This window comes from Cytobacillus sp. Hz8, assembly GCF_042263505.1.
Classification (GTDB): domain Bacteria; phylum Bacillota; class Bacilli; order Bacillales; family Cytobacillaceae; genus Bacillus_BE.
The window spans coordinates 37529-51476 of sequence record NZ_JBHKFI010000020.1 but is presented as its reverse complement, the minus strand read 5'-3'; the positions used below and the strand labels follow the sequence as shown (position 1 = coordinate 51476).

At 35.4% G+C, this 13948-nt stretch carries 13 protein-coding genes and 1 pseudogene; 3 read left to right on the top strand and 11 right to left on the bottom strand.

Features of this window, described 5'->3' with window-relative positions; translation table 11 throughout:
* Positions 1-293: 293 nt before the first annotated feature.
* The 6 genes from ACE38V_RS19265 to ACE38V_RS19240 form a co-directional block, all read right to left on the bottom strand.
* Positions 294-569 (bottom strand): hypothetical protein, encoded by a 276-nt coding sequence (locus ACE38V_RS19265; protein WP_375843818.1) that lies wholly within the window; start codon positions 567-569, stop codon positions 294-296.
* Between the two features lie 215 nt (positions 570-784).
* On the bottom strand, positions 785-1699 hold the full coding sequence (locus tag ACE38V_RS19260) for a VOC family protein (RefSeq protein ID WP_375843816.1): 915 nt from the start codon (positions 1697-1699) through the stop codon (positions 785-787).
* Between the two features lie 315 nt (positions 1700-2014).
* Entirely contained in the window at positions 2015-2845 is an 831-nt protein-coding gene (locus ACE38V_RS19255; protein ID WP_375843814.1) for a hypothetical protein, read from the bottom strand.
* A 566-nt stretch (positions 2846-3411) separates the two neighbouring features.
* Complete coding sequence (locus ACE38V_RS19250; RefSeq protein WP_375843813.1) at positions 3412-3939, bottom strand: GNAT family N-acetyltransferase; 528 nt, start codon at positions 3937-3939, stop codon at positions 3412-3414.
* Positions 3940-4147: 208 nt separating this feature from the next.
* Positions 4148-4459 carry a hypothetical protein gene (locus ACE38V_RS19245; protein WP_375843812.1) on the bottom strand — a complete coding sequence of 104 codons (312 nt, stop codon included), beginning with the start codon at positions 4457-4459 and terminating at the stop codon, positions 4148-4150.
* A gap of 71 nt (positions 4460-4530) precedes the next feature.
* Positions 4531-4944 (bottom strand): DUF6892 domain-containing protein, encoded by a 414-nt coding sequence (locus ACE38V_RS19240; protein WP_375843810.1) that lies wholly within the window; start codon positions 4942-4944, stop codon positions 4531-4533.
* A gap of 1055 nt (positions 4945-5999) precedes the next feature.
* On the opposite strand from ACE38V_RS19240, the gene ACE38V_RS19235 reads away from it, so the two are divergent.
* Complete coding sequence (locus ACE38V_RS19235) at positions 6000-9044, top strand: efflux RND transporter permease subunit (protein WP_375843808.1); 3045 nt, start codon at positions 6000-6002, stop codon at positions 9042-9044.
* Positions 9045-9119: 75 nt separating this feature from the next.
* Positions 9120-9235, top strand: a pseudogene (locus ACE38V_RS19230) (IS1595 family transposase); the annotation flags it as partial.
* 96 nt (positions 9236-9331) lie between these two features.
* Here the strand turns inward: ACE38V_RS19230 and ACE38V_RS19225 are convergent.
* From ACE38V_RS19225 to ACE38V_RS19205, 5 genes are all read right to left on the bottom strand, one after another.
* Complete coding sequence (locus ACE38V_RS19225) at positions 9332-10000, bottom strand: YczE/YyaS/YitT family protein (protein ID WP_483863920.1); 669 nt, start codon at positions 9998-10000, stop codon at positions 9332-9334.
* Entirely contained in the window at positions 9993-10541 is a 549-nt protein-coding gene (locus tag ACE38V_RS19220) for a helix-turn-helix domain-containing protein (RefSeq protein ID WP_375843804.1), read from the bottom strand. Before ACE38V_RS19220 ends, ACE38V_RS19225 begins: the two co-directional genes overlap by 8 nt.
* Positions 10542-10801: 260 nt before the next feature.
* The gene (locus tag ACE38V_RS19215) at positions 10802-11371 is read right to left on the bottom strand and encodes a dihydrofolate reductase family protein (RefSeq protein ID WP_375843803.1); all 570 of its coding nucleotides are present in this window, start codon (positions 11369-11371) and stop codon (positions 10802-10804) included.
* A gap of 384 nt (positions 11372-11755) precedes the next feature.
* Entirely contained in the window at positions 11756-12022 is a 267-nt protein-coding gene (locus ACE38V_RS19210; RefSeq protein ID WP_375843801.1) for a YesK family protein, read from the bottom strand.
* Positions 12023-12394: 372 nt separating this feature from the next.
* Positions 12395-12910, bottom strand: a complete 516-nt coding sequence (locus ACE38V_RS19205) for an undecaprenyl-diphosphatase (RefSeq protein WP_375843799.1) — start codon at positions 12908-12910, stop codon at positions 12395-12397.
* A gap of 400 nt (positions 12911-13310) precedes the next feature.
* Between ACE38V_RS19205 and ACE38V_RS19200 the strand changes: the two genes are divergently transcribed.
* A complete protein-coding gene (locus ACE38V_RS19200) occupies positions 13311-13865 on the top strand; it encodes a TetR/AcrR family transcriptional regulator (protein WP_375843797.1) in 555 nt (184 codons plus the stop codon).
* Positions 13866-13948: the final 83 nt, after the last annotated feature.

Sequence of the window (13948 nt, the reverse complement as noted above, 5' to 3'; positions counted from 1 at the left end):
TTCCATAAATAAAAGCCTTCTATTTACGTTTTATGTATATAACGTAAATAGAAGGCTAACAATGCATATGCAAAAAACTAATTACTCCAATTGCCAAACGGCTATATTTTCTCATTTCAAGAAAAAAATGTTGTGGTAGCTCCATTAAAATGATTAGTCATTAAACAACTGAAAAATAAGCCCTTGCGGTTGCTTCTCCAATTTTGCGCATGAAAATCAACCCACCAAAACTAGCTTAGATCATCATTAGAATCTAACAAGTTACAGCTTAATTTATTCTACACAAACGAAATTTATTTTTTAACTTCTTCCCAATAATAATGAATTTCTTCTTTTCTTAATACCTCTGAACATTCTACTTCATCGTCCCAATGATCGTAATTATTTTCCCCGTTTACATGTTGGATTTCAACACTATAGTATTTATCCTTGTATTTAAAAATAACGACTATCATTTCGGAATACCCAGCATCATCGTTTCCGAGTTCCTGAACAAACTCTAAACCATAAATGGGATCGTTTTTACGTTCAGCAATAGAATCTAATAAAATATTTTTGGGAAATTTCATCTTTCTGGCACCTTCAATCTTAAATTATATGTTCATTATAAAATAGTTTAAAAAGAAAAGTAATCCTTAATCCGAAAAAAAAGCCCAGTGAAATACAATTTCACCAGACATAAAGATATCATCATCAAAGGAAAATGAAGTTTCATTTATGTAATTCTCTAAACTCTTCTATCATTTGTTTAACATACTCAGATTTTCCATAAGCTGTATTCTCGCTATTCCTTGTATGCTCTCTGTAGTTCTTCAAGATTAAACTTCTTCATTTTAAGAAAAGCTTTCGTAATGCGCGCAAGTTGTTCGGGTGTGGCATTATTCATCATCTCGCCCATCTTGCTTGGAACAATTTGCCAGGATACACCAAACTGATCTTTTAGCCAACCGCATTGCTCGGCTTCAGGAACAGCAGAGAGCTTTTCCCAGTAATAGTCAATCTCTTCTTGTGTATCGCAGTAAACCATAAATGAGACGGCCTCGTTAAACTTGAATGGATGCTCGTGCGCGCTATCCATTGCGGAAAACCACTGATTTTCTAAGCTAAAATCCGAGAACATGATCGTTCCCTCTTTGTCAGGTTCCATGCCTTTGGGGTAGCGAGCGATATGTCCTTCCATTGCGTTCTTATAGAACGATAAATAGAAGTGCATCGCCTCTTCCGCTTTGCCGCATTGATCACCAACAAACAAAAGGGATGGGACAATTGCAGGTCGCTCTTCCCCTTCTGGATTGGATAGAATTAACTGCCAAGACAAACCATACTGATCCTGAATCCAGCCATACCTCTCACTAAATGGATATTGATCCAACGGCATTAACACGGTGCCACCTTCGGACAATTTGTCCCAAACCTCATTGATTTTTTCTCTTGCGTCTTTTTCCCGCGATGGGTCAAAATTAACGATGAAAGATATTGACGGATTAATCTTGAAAAAAGGACCTGCACTAATCGCCATAAATTTCTGTCCCCATAGCTCGAAAGACACCATATCAGAGTCGCCGGAGGGAGTGTCACGGATCGTTGTAAAATTTGTGATTTTTGATTCTGGGAATATGGAAGCATAAAACTCGGCTGCTTCTTTTGCTTCCTTGTCATACCATAAATGCGGGACGATTTTTTGCTTTTGATTTGACATGGGTATTCCTCCTTGGAATTGTGGATTCGATGGTTTAACAGAACGCACCAAGCCACTTCATTCAAATTTATACGGCTCAAGTTAGCATTACATTTCAAGTTTACAATGAAATTAGAATCGCATGAAGTTTTAGGTTTTATTTTAAATAGGATTCCCTAAGCATCCTCTCATTTAACCTATATCTTTATATTAAGTACATTTTCGAGGGTCGGCCATATTAATACATTGAGTGGAGTTGGGTCGGTAGCTTTAGCACATTCTTTGGTTGGGTGAAGAAATATTGGCATAATGTGCCATATGCAATTATTAGTTATATCAATTACCTGTTTCTTTTAAACAGTCTTCTTCGGGCTTGATGTTAATTTGTTTCCAACGTTCATTGCCTACTTTACGAAATTGAGCAATTTCTACGTCCGTTCCATTCGTTAATGTGAAAAAAATCAAACAATAATCTGCTCCATCCGTGCCCCTAAAATATATATTTTTAACATATCCATTTGTTACCGTTGGGTATCTTTTCTGAATCAACTTGCACCAATTCCCATATTTCACCTCCACAGCTGAGTCCGCGTCATGACTCCATCCGTGATAAGGAGCACACAAAAAGTCCTCCTCAATCTTACTCATATCTGAAATTCGATACCCTTCCTTTTCATGAACAAGCTGAATATATCCATAATAATACCCAAAATACTCTGCTCGTTTACCCTCAAATCCCTCAATCGTTTCAATTTCATAAAAGAACCTTATTCCATGCTTTATATCTGGTACTCTACAAAGCTTTATCAAACTCGTATGACCTACACCAGCAAACGAATGAAAAAAGGCTTCATAACTGAGTTTTCTTTGATACTCCTCGGACAAGAAATTATAGGCAAGTGGAAAAGGGATACGTGCATGACCCACCGTACCGCAACTTCTCCCTGCCATATTTTCTGCTTCTCGCAGAATGCTAAAGTAATTGAGAACAGTGTCTTCTGGGGTTTTGGTCCATTCAATTGGTAAGTGGATTTGGTCATGTTTCTTTTCATAATAAGGTTGGAAGAACGCTGAAGTTTTAAATCTTAAATTTAAAGCTGGCAAACATGATGGACGAAAATATTTTTGATGATATGTTGTTTTGTCTATTAGATTCCGTTGAAACACATTCATCACCCCAGTTTAGTTTATGGGTGAATAATGGAGATGTGAAAAAAAGTATTTCTTCTGCGAGGGTCGCTCCCATTAGTTGAGAATGTCAATCTAAATGGACCCAATAAAATGAAATACCTGATAAATGCAGAAAAAAGGCAAGCAATCGTCGTTTTCGAATCGACTCTTAAGATGAAACACGATTTTAAAGTACTCGCATCATTAATTAGGGCATCCCCCAAATATTAACTTTCTTCCTCCCAAACCTGCACAATGAAAACGCGAATAATAATAAATGGGAGATCCTCGTGCAAGAAATATCAGTCAAGCTAAGAAATAATAAAAGTTCTCAGTTCTTTTTCACTCTATTCGCTTCAGAATGTCTTAACACGGGGCCTCCAAGGCATGTATTTATTTGAAAAGCAATACCCCAAGAATATTTTGAATGGTCAAATACGGTTATTTTCTCAAAAAAGTTTTATTGCTTTCGAAAAAACTTTTTAATAATTTCATCTTTTCTTTTAAGTTAATTTCTTCAAATGGTGAACGAAACTTGAAAAACAAACAGCTATTCTTCCCTATTAAAGAATGGACCCTTTTTGTTTATCGAGAGAGTCCTTTTTTATAAATCCTTTTATCAAAATTTCTCCAGGTAGTCCCTCAATCTCACACAACTTCTCTGATATAAATCCTTTTTTAATTAATATTTTTCTTGAAGGAATATTGTTAGGGTCAATAACCGCAGTTACCCGATTTAACTTCGTTTTTTCGGCTTTCCGTATTAATATATCAGCAATCTCACTGCCATAACCTTTACCCCAATGCTCTGGAAGAAGCATATAACCTAATTCGGCTTCATTGGTCATCACTTCATTTAAAATCAAACTTCCAAGACCTACAAATTGATTGGTTGTGTTGTTATAAACTTTATATGACCCGAACTCTTCATACTTTTTATTTCGTTCTAATAATTTTTGAAAATTCACTTCTGCTTCATCCAATGGAATTGACCGTTCTGTTATCATCGCCATTACTGATTCATTGGATACCAGATTAAAATAATCATTAAAATCACTTGATCCAAACTTCTGTAAAAGAAGATGAGTCATTCTTAAAACCTCCATATAATAACTCTAATATTTCTATTCAAAAGATGTCGTTTATGGCAGTATGTTTTTTGAATATAAAAATACTGAAATATTCAAATGAGTAAAAGCTTGCATATTTTCAACTTTTTATAATTTTGGACATTAAAACAAAAGCTACCCGATTGTTGAAGATCATTATTAAAGGAAATCCACCGTTTGGGAAATATTGTTACCAATTAAAAACAACCATTAAAATCATTGAAACGAGAAAAACAGCAAAAAAGAATGGAAAGTAATATGATTTTTCTTGTTGTGATTTATGTTTTTTTTCATAACCCTTCCAGCCAATAAATATACCAAAAAACATTCCAATAATACCGAAACGTAAGATTGATACTATGTATTCAATTATAGGTTTATAAGTAGTTACATACTCACTATTACTTACCTGTGTAACTTCTTTATAATCGACAAACAGGATAGAGATAGCCAATCCAAACAATAAACCATAGATCCCTGCTTTTATTAATCTGCTCTCCATTAAAAAATTATCCTTTTTCCCCTAGAATTTATCAAATGAATCTGCCCATTAGTTCAATATCTCAACTCTCATTAATACTGAATTGCAATTCCAGCTTGTTTAAATGGTTCTAACACTTTTGGATAACACATTGAAATATAATCCACTGTTTTTAAATTTTTTAGATTCTGAAAACCTTCAACAGAAGTTACATCAAATAAACTATCCTCACCATCCCAATCTGGCTTTAAGAAATGATAAATTTCATTACCCCCATCAAAGCAAAGGTACTCAATCTTTTCCAAATCACTTATCTCCAAAGTTAACTGTTCTAAATATTCCCTGATTTCAACAATTGGTCCATCTCCAGAATACCATTCAAAACTATTTATATACTTATCTTTTAAGTCTGTTAATTCCTCCAAAAATAATGGTTCTTTATCCAATAAAGCTTCAATTACCACTAATTTAAAATTAAAATCTTTAAACATCCCACTTTTGTCCATTACCCTTCCTCCAATTTTATTTTTGTCCTATACTTTCAACCTAACCCTTTCTATTTTTGATTATTACAAATATTGGCATCATTAACAATAATCGTGTTGAATTATTCTGTTTCAATAGTTGAATAGTCTGTTCTGTTTCAATTTCGTTGAGCAGGTCAATAATTTCTTTAAAAAAGCGAGGTTAAAGAGAAAGATGTATTTTGTTATTATCAAGGACATGGGAAACGTATGGATCGGATAAGCGAATATATTAAGATGTCTAAATTGACAGAAATTTCAAAAGAAACTGGACAATTGGAATAATATGTTGGTAGTATTAGGTTGGATATTTTAGGAAAAAAGAACGCCGACAACGGTGATTGAATGAACCGTCCTTTCATTTGCAAGTTCCGAGATATCCTTTTCAAGCTTCGTTTCGTATGAATCTAAGACTTAATACTTAGAAAAGGTTCATGCCAGAGGCTGTTACATAATAGTCTAAGAAATTATAAATTTTAAAAGTAAAGCCGCGCAGAAACGACTGAATAGTGAAAAATACATAAAGTGAAACTTCCATCAGTGGGGGTTTTCGACGCACAGGACGTGCTAGTGCAGACGTTGCGACAGGACGTCGCGCTTTTAGTCTGCCATTCATCCCCCACTGATGGTTAGTCACGCAAAGCCTGATTGATTTTTCTAAGGGCTGAAGCCCAAAGGAAAATCTTATTTCACTAATCACGCTCAATAACGCCACGTCCTGTGGCTTTCGCCTGACTAGGACCTTAATCCCTCGTCGGACCTTTACGGACAGTTGATCTCCCACTTATCTTCTTCGTATTCTCAGAATCTTGAAGTGGGAGTCTTACTGTCCGTTAAGAGTGGGATAAAATCCAATGCGGTAATGGAGGTGAACATTGAGTACAAAACTTGTTTAAAAATAGAGAATGAATAATGCTTTAAGTCAGCCATTTATATTTTTTTAATCGTTATAAAAAACACTCTTTTGTTTCCCAGAAGACAAACTCAGGTTAACCATAAATAGATGAGAAACAAAGATAAATAGGAGGCTATATTTAATGTCTTTACTTTCAAAATGGGCGTTTAAAAACAAAGCGGCTGTGACAGTAGTTGTTACTATATCGCTCGTATTAGGGATTGTAAGCTACTTCACTCTGCCAATGGAATTTCTGCCGGAAGCAGATAATCCTGCTATTACGGTGGCAACACTGGGGCAGGGATTTGATTCTAAGACAATGGTTGATGAGGTTACAACGCCAATTGAAAATGCAGTGGCATCTGTCAAAGGAAAAACAGATGTCTTCTCAACAACTGGTGATGGCTACTCACAAGTCAACATTTCCTTTGATTCAAAGACAGATATGAAAGAAGCGAAAGCTGAGGTTGAATCTGATTTAAGTAAGATAACTCTGCCTAATGGAGTGCAGAAGCCCAATGTTGTTCAGCTAAATACAAATCAAATCCCGATTGCCGAAGTTTCATTAACATTTAGCGATGGATTAACAAAGGCTAACATGGATAAGGCCGAAAAGGAAATTGTACCTAAATTCAAAGCCTTGGATGGCGTTGGGAATGTATCTTTATATGGCAAGTCCGATCCTAGAGTCGTTATTCAGCTGGACAATGCGAAAATGGCGGCTTATATCCCGCTTCAATCTGTGATGGGTATTCTTCAAGGGCAGAACATGGCCGTATCGATTGGTGAAAAAACAATTGATGGGAAAATGTCTAACTTGAAGGTTTTGGGTAATATGGATAGTTTGGATGCATTAAAAAACGCAACCATCCCTTCACCCGTACCAAATGCACCAAAAGTAAAACTTGGAGACATAGCTACAATAAAATCTGAAACGATTCAGAACAGCATTACCCGGATCAATGGGAAAGATGCTTTAGCTATTGATATCACAAAAGCAGATAATGCCAGTGCCGTTACAGTTGGTAAAGTGGTAAATAATGAGGCCAAAAAAATCTCAAAAGAGGTTTCGGGTACAAAAGCAGAAGTTATTTTCTCGACATCCGATATGATTCAGCATTCCGTTAATACCATGATGAGAGAAGTTTTAATGGGTGCACTTTTTGCCACTATTGTCATTGTTTTATTCTTAAGAAATATTCGTTCAACCGTTATTACAATTGTCTCGATTCCGCTTTCATTAGGGATCACCTTATTTCTATTGTGGAAGTCCGGTATTACCTTAAATATTTTAACACTTGGCGGGGTTGCGGTCGCAGTCGGTCGTTTAGTGGATGATAGTATCGTAGTCATTGAGAATATTTTTCGAAAAACACAAGAAAATGAGTTTAATAAAACCACAATTTTAGAGGCAGTTAAAGAGGTTGCATCTGCGATTACTTCTTCAACTCTCACAACGGTGGCGGTTTTCTTGCCGATGGGATTGATTCAAGGCTCTTTAAGGAGTTTTATATATCCATTCGCGTTAACCATTACGTATTCATTGCTGACATCACTCGTTGTGGCACTTACAGTTGTTCCATTGATGAGCTTTGGAATGCTGAAAAAGGCAAAACTCCCAGCATATAAGCAGCCGTTGCGTTATAAGAAGGTACTTAGATGGTCACTCAACCATAAATTTGTTCCGATTTTACTAGCAATCATCTTTTTTGCCGGATCAATTGCCCTCTACTTTGCAATGCCAAAGGGAGCAATCGATGCCAAAAATGCAGAAAATGTTGGTGTAACGTTAACATATCCTAGCCAAACGCCAATTGACACCTTCAATCAAAAAGCGCTTGATTTTGAAAAGAAGCTTCGCGACCTTGATGGGTACAAATATGTGATTACCCAAGCTGGCAATAATCCTGAACAAGCACAATGGGGTTCGGTCAGCAATCCAACTGCAGCAAGCTATACGGTCATCATGAAAACTGGTGCGGACGCAGATAAGTTTATAAAAGATGTTAAAAAACTGAAAAGTGATTTTCCAAATGGGGATCTTTCCGTTTCAGCAGGTTCGATGATGGGAACTTCTTCCGGTTCAGAAATCACTCTTGACCTTGTGGGCAAAAATAATCAAGATTTAATTACTGCTTCAACAAAAGTAATGGATCATATCAAGGGAATTAAAGGAGTAAACAAGGTTTCAAGCAATCAAGAAGAAACAAAGCCTGTCTATAGCATAAAAGTGAATTCCAACGCGGCAAATACGGAGCAGGTCGCAACGCAGCTTCGTGCATTAATGAATCCAACACCAATTGGAACAATTAATTTTAATAATCAAGACAACAACGTCTATCTGGATGCAGGCTTTAACCCAACATCAAAGGCAGATTTACAAAACAGCAAAATTATGACGGAAACAGGTGTTGTCTCACTTAGTAATGTTGCTTCCATTCAAAAAAGCGAACAATCAAGCACGGTTCTTCATAAGGACGGCGATCAGTACTTGAGGGTCAGCATCCTTGTTGATTCTGAAAAACTTTCGGTCGTATCAGATAAAATTAATAAGGCAACCAAAAATCTCAAGCTGCCAAAAGGGGTTAAGCTAGTCACAGGTGGAGCGACAACTCAACAGGCAAGCGACTTTGCTGACCTAGGTTTAACCATGCTGGCATCAATTGGTCTTGTCTACTTAATTATGGTCATTACCTTTAAAAACTTGCGTACACCGATAGCAATTTTAATGACATTGCCACTTGCATCCATTGGGGCGATTTTAGGACTGCTAATCACACGAGTGCCGATTGACCCTACTTCACTGTTTGGAGCGTTGATGCTCATCGGAATTGTCGTGACCAACGCCATTGTCTTGATAGACAGGGTAAAACAAAACGAAGAGCATATGATTATTAGAGAAGCCATTGTTGAAGGGGCAGCTACAAGGATTCGGCCAATTTTAATGACAGCTGTTGCTACGATCTGTGCAATGATCCCGATTCTATTTGGAGATCCAGAAACCGGATCGCTTGTTTCAAAAGGCCTTGCGGTTGTGGTCATAGGCGGTCTGGCAGTGGCAACCGTGCTGACTCTGGTCATTGTACCGGTCTTCTATGAGCTCCTTTATTTCAGGAAATCAAAAAAACAGAGACGTAGAGAGAAGAATAAAGCTGCTAATGAAACATCAGAATCATTTGGCGGCTGACATACTTAAAAAAAACAAGGCTATTGGATTTTTCCAATAGCCTTGTTTTTGCTGATAGCTGAGTATTTCTTTCCATTATTTGAAACCGATAAATAAGTTTTAAGATCAAAAACTTTATGGTTCAATGCAATATAGCCTATCCTTTTACAATAACAGCAGATTTTAGAGATAGAGAGCCGATATTTGTTTAATTAAATACATTATATTGGGATTACCGCAATAATTAGCATATAAACAAACTATAATTTAGAACGCACTTTTAATATAATGCGAAACAACTATTTTCGCTACGATTTCATTACTTTTACTGTATCAGCTACACTCTCATGCTTAATATTTTTTACATCAAAGCGTAGAAATTTAAAAGTGAATTGCAAAATAAGTCCAATACCAAATACAGATATTACTGTGCCCATGCCAACCTTTGCACCTAACAGCCATCCAATAATAAGAACGGTACCTTCTATTAAACCTCGTATTGCTCCTATGGGTACTTTTGGCATACGCTTTCCAAGTGCAACCATGAGTGCATCACGGGGTCCACAACCGAGGGATGCACCAATATATAAATAGCTTCCAGCGCAGATAACAACTTGCCCTAACAGGAGCATTAGTATGCCAAGCCAAAAATTGGACATCAAGGGAACGATATTGGCAAATTGAATCAAATCCACAAACTTTCCTATCAGTATAGCATTAAGAATTGTACCAAATCCAATTTTTTCTTTAAACGCAAAATCAATTGCAATGATAACAAAGCCAGAAATGACAACGATATTGCCATACGATATATGGGTCAGATAAGACCCCCCCATACTGAATGCTTCCCAAGGGGCTAAGCCTATGTTAGCCTGTATGCTTAAAAAAGAGCCGAGTGCATATAAAAAAAGTCCAAATATCAACCTAATTGTTCTTTTCACATAGTTATTTATAGTAGAATACACCTCTCTATTCATGATATAGAAGCATAACAATATTTACATCTTGATTTGTTAAGTTCAAATATTTATGTTTGCAATTAGCAAGAAACTGTATTGCTTCACCTTCTTGCAAATGGAACGTTTTGTCTTCAACCTGTACACTAAAAACGCCCTTTGTACAGATAATATATTCCCTGATACCTGATTCATGGCGCTCGGATACACGTTCAGAATGAGGGGCAATTACATGACGAAATATTTCAAACTTTTTATTTGGGTCAAATTCAAATAAAACAAATAATTCAAATCCATCCCATGCAGAATAATGTTTAATGGTATCATTTGTAGAAATAGATACTTGAGGCGTTTCGGTATGCGTAAGTTGAGCAAGTGGAACATTAATCCCATCACATACTTTTTCAAGCACAGATATTGTGGGACTTTTTGTGCAACGTTCAATTTCACTCAACATACTCTTGCTAACACCAGTTAATATAGCTAAATCATCTAATGTAAGATTTCTTTCTTGCCGAATTCTTTTTATATTTCTACTAATAGTTTCGCTAGCTGAAATCATACGCACCTCCGAAATACTATAGTAAATTATATTCGCTATAGTGGAAAGATTACTGTGCTTTGAGTTGTTTGTCAAGTGTTTCTTTCAAAACGAAGCAAGGGACGGTTCCTTGCTTCTTTCTAAATAAAAAAAGGAAGCAGAGAAACGTCCCCTGCTTCTTTCTTAGCTAACTGATTACATTAGATATACAGGATTTAAATATAAGTTCCTTTTTCAACTTTACTTCCCGTTTGATTAAGTACATCATTTCAAGATTCATATCATTTCCCATTAAGATGATAGCATAGTTGAACGACACCAGAGGAAAACCTTTTTGTTTCAACGAGTTTTAGATTCACCCTTTGCTTAATGTCAATAAATAGGGGTTTTCCTTCTCCCAAAACAATAGGGTGAACAGATAATCTAAATTCATCGACAAGCCCTAAGTTTACAAAGGTTGTAATTAGACTTGCCCCACCATAAAGCCATATATCTTTACCAGGCTTATTCTTTAATTTGATTATTTCATTCTCAATATTTTCATTAATAAAAGTAACGTTATTTTCTGACCTTTTTTGTGTTTTTGAAAACACATATTTCTCTTTACTATAGACCAATCCCCAAATTTCTTTTTCTGCATCAGAAACTTCAATATTAGGCTCATATTGCCCCCATAAATCATAACTTTTTCTTCCATATAAGATAGTATCTATTTTATTTAAGAAATTCTTGAAGTTCATATCTGGATCCATAATGCACCAGTCTATTTCCCCTTTTGGACCTTCGATAAATCCATCTAAAGAAACTGCTAAATCTAAAAGTATTCTTCTTGGTCTTTCGTACTTGACCATAATTTATCCTCCTTTAAGTCAGATCCCAACGAAAAAGTTACCTTGTTGCACTTACCTGCTGTTTATGCAATAAGCACCTTTTGATAATTATATATAATTATCTGCGTCTATACAGTCTTGCATTAAGTAATGATTCAAGACTAAGACGAAGCAAGGGAAGGTTCCTTGCTTCTTTCTAAATAAAAAAGGAAGCAGAGCTACGTCTAATGGGTTCTCTTTAGGGGGACAAAATAATTAAAAACATTCAAAATCCCACCTTTATCAACACAGGATTAGCATTTGTTTCAGGTGGCGATTTATGAGACAATTACAACAAAAAAGGAGCACTAATTGGTGCTCCTTTTAGCATCTTTAATCGAAAGAGTACTTTGAAAAATATCGTTTTTACGAACTTGGTTTTAACTTTTTTCCAATCATAAAAGATATAATTGCAAATATGGTTAGGAAAAAGGCAAGAAATAAATAAGCGGCACCTTCCCACCCTCTAACTTTTACATAACCAATATAAAAAAGAACTACCACAGCGATAAATGTTATAATACTTGGTAATAGCTTTACAAATAAAGGTAATTTCTTCTTAGTAAGCCACCAAGTAAGCATCAAAATAATTACTCCTGGTATAAAAGAATATACCAAAGGTCCTATAAGCAAAATAACTACTCCCCCTTATTTACTTTTGTAATTTCACTTTACCATAAATACCATTAATTGGAATAATTACCTTAAATACAAAATGTATTCTATTTTAAATTTCTTATTTGTAATCCCTAAACGCTGTGCAGGAGTCAATTTTTGCTTATCATATGATTTGTAAGGTAAACAGAAATTGTAAGACGAAGCAAGGGAAGGTTCCTTGCCTCTTTCTAAATAAAAAAGGAAGCAGAGAAACGTCCCCTGCTTCTACCTTCAACTGAAAATGCCCACTCTTGATGGGCATTCTTGTAAAAAAATTAAAATCAGTAAAGTCCCAAACAAATTTTCATTTGTACTTTATTAATTCAAATAGTACCCTACACGATGTATTTAAATGATAGGTGCTTTTTGAACATTCTGAGAGATTTTATCTAAAATGATGCTAGTCATAGTGGCGATAAAGGCACTTCCGATAATATCAGATGGATAATGATGTCCAACCCAAATACGTGAGAAACCCGTCAATATAGATAATATCCACATGATTGAACCAAGGACACGATCATAAAGAAAAATAGACGTAGATATAGCAAATGCTAGCAAAGTATGTTTACTTGGAAATGAAGAGTCCATTTTTGAAGGAATAAGTATGCCAACACGATGATTCAAAAATGGACGTGGTTTAAAATGAAACAATTTAATTAGAGTATTAATGATCAATACAATCCCCATAGATTTCACCGCAATACTAAACACTTTTTTATATGAATCATTTCTAAACCACAAGAAAATCAACACAAAAATATACACATAACGAATCCTATTTGAAATCAAGATCATTAAAAAATCCATGGGAGAACAACGTCCAGAAAACTGATTGATCAACCTAAATACGTTATTGTTCATAAAAAATTTCTCCTAATTTTATTGATACAAATAAGTTCTCCAACCTTGATAGAAATATGTATAAATCGAAAAAAAGGGAGCCTTGGTAATTAATCCATATTTATGTTCGTAAAGTCTAATACCTTGATTCCCTGCAGATGCACTTAGACGGACTTCTGAGTTTCCATCTTTTCTTAGATGGTCGATAGCTATTTAGAAATTCCAATACCTCTAAATTCTTCTCATTCTTAAATACTGCCAAGAATTTGCGGAATAAAGGGTTATATCCCTACTTTCCACAACAAATTCATGCAAGTAATAGTTTTGCCAGTCAAAAAATAATATGATAGAAAGGGAAAAGCATTTCATTCATTATTTGAAAGATAACACAGCAAGGAATTCACTCAGAAGGAGACCACTGATGAAACGTGATATAAAAAAACAGGAAAGTAAGCAAAAAATTATCGAAGCTGCTTTGTATTTATTTAGTACAAAATCATTTACAAATATCAGCATACGTGACATTGCCAAACAGGCAAACGTTTCACCTGCGCTCATTTACAAATACTTTAAGGATCAGCAGCAACTTTACATAGAGACAATGAAGCTTGAGGGGATAAAATTAATTTCCCGGCTAAAGGCATTTTCGCGTCTTGAGGAACTAACCTTAAATTACGTCAACTATATGTTCAAGGAAAATGTTTTATATCAAATGATGGCTTACTTTATGTTGGAAGCCAATCGCCCGCATACATCGATACCAATTTTTGCGGAAATTTCAGAGCTGATTGGAATATTTGAGCAATCATTAAAACCAATTTTTCAAGAGGAAGCAAAAAGTGAAGCACAATTACTTTTTTCTACATTAAATGGTTTACTAATCACTTACAAAAACTATCCTGGTTTTACATCTGAACAAGCACTCGAACACATCACATTTCTTGTAAAACGCTACATCGGACACTTACCTTCCTAGCATTAACCGAAAATAATAACGATGATAGAGTCTATTATACTAAAAACAAGCATCTTTCCCTTAAATGGAAGATACTTGTTTTT

Coding starts and splice junctions, on each gene's coding strand:
- ACE38V_RS19265 (WP_375843818.1), bottom strand. CDS start 569: ATGAAATTTCCCAAAAATATTTTATTAGATTCTATTGCTGAACGTAAA.
- ACE38V_RS19260 (WP_375843816.1), bottom strand. CDS start 1,699: ATGTCAAATCAAAAGCAAAAAATCGTCCCGCATTTATGGTATGACAAG.
- ACE38V_RS19250 (WP_375843813.1), bottom strand. CDS start 3,939: ATGACTCATCTTCTTTTACAGAAGTTTGGATCAAGTGATTTTAATGAT.
- ACE38V_RS19245 (WP_375843812.1), bottom strand. CDS start 4,459: ATGGAGAGCAGATTAATAAAAGCAGGGATCTATGGTTTATTGTTTGGA.
- ACE38V_RS19240 (WP_375843810.1), bottom strand. CDS start 4,944: ATGGACAAAAGTGGGATGTTTAAAGATTTTAATTTTAAATTAGTGGTA.
- ACE38V_RS19235 (WP_375843808.1), top strand. CDS start 6,000: ATGTCTTTACTTTCAAAATGGGCGTTTAAAAACAAAGCGGCTGTGACA.
- ACE38V_RS19225 (WP_483863920.1), bottom strand. CDS start 10,000: ATGAATAGAGAGGTGTATTCTACTATAAATAACTATGTGAAAAGAACA.
- ACE38V_RS19220 (WP_375843804.1), bottom strand. CDS start 10,541: ATGATTTCAGCTAGCGAAACTATTAGTAGAAATATAAAAAGAATTCGG.
- ACE38V_RS19215 (WP_375843803.1), bottom strand. CDS start 11,371: ATGGTCAAGTACGAAAGACCAAGAAGAATACTTTTAGATTTAGCAGTT.
- ACE38V_RS19205 (WP_375843799.1), bottom strand. CDS start 12,910: ATGAACAATAACGTATTTAGGTTGATCAATCAGTTTTCTGGACGTTGT.
- ACE38V_RS19200 (WP_375843797.1), top strand. CDS start 13,311: ATGAAACGTGATATAAAAAAACAGGAAAGTAAGCAAAAAATTATCGAA.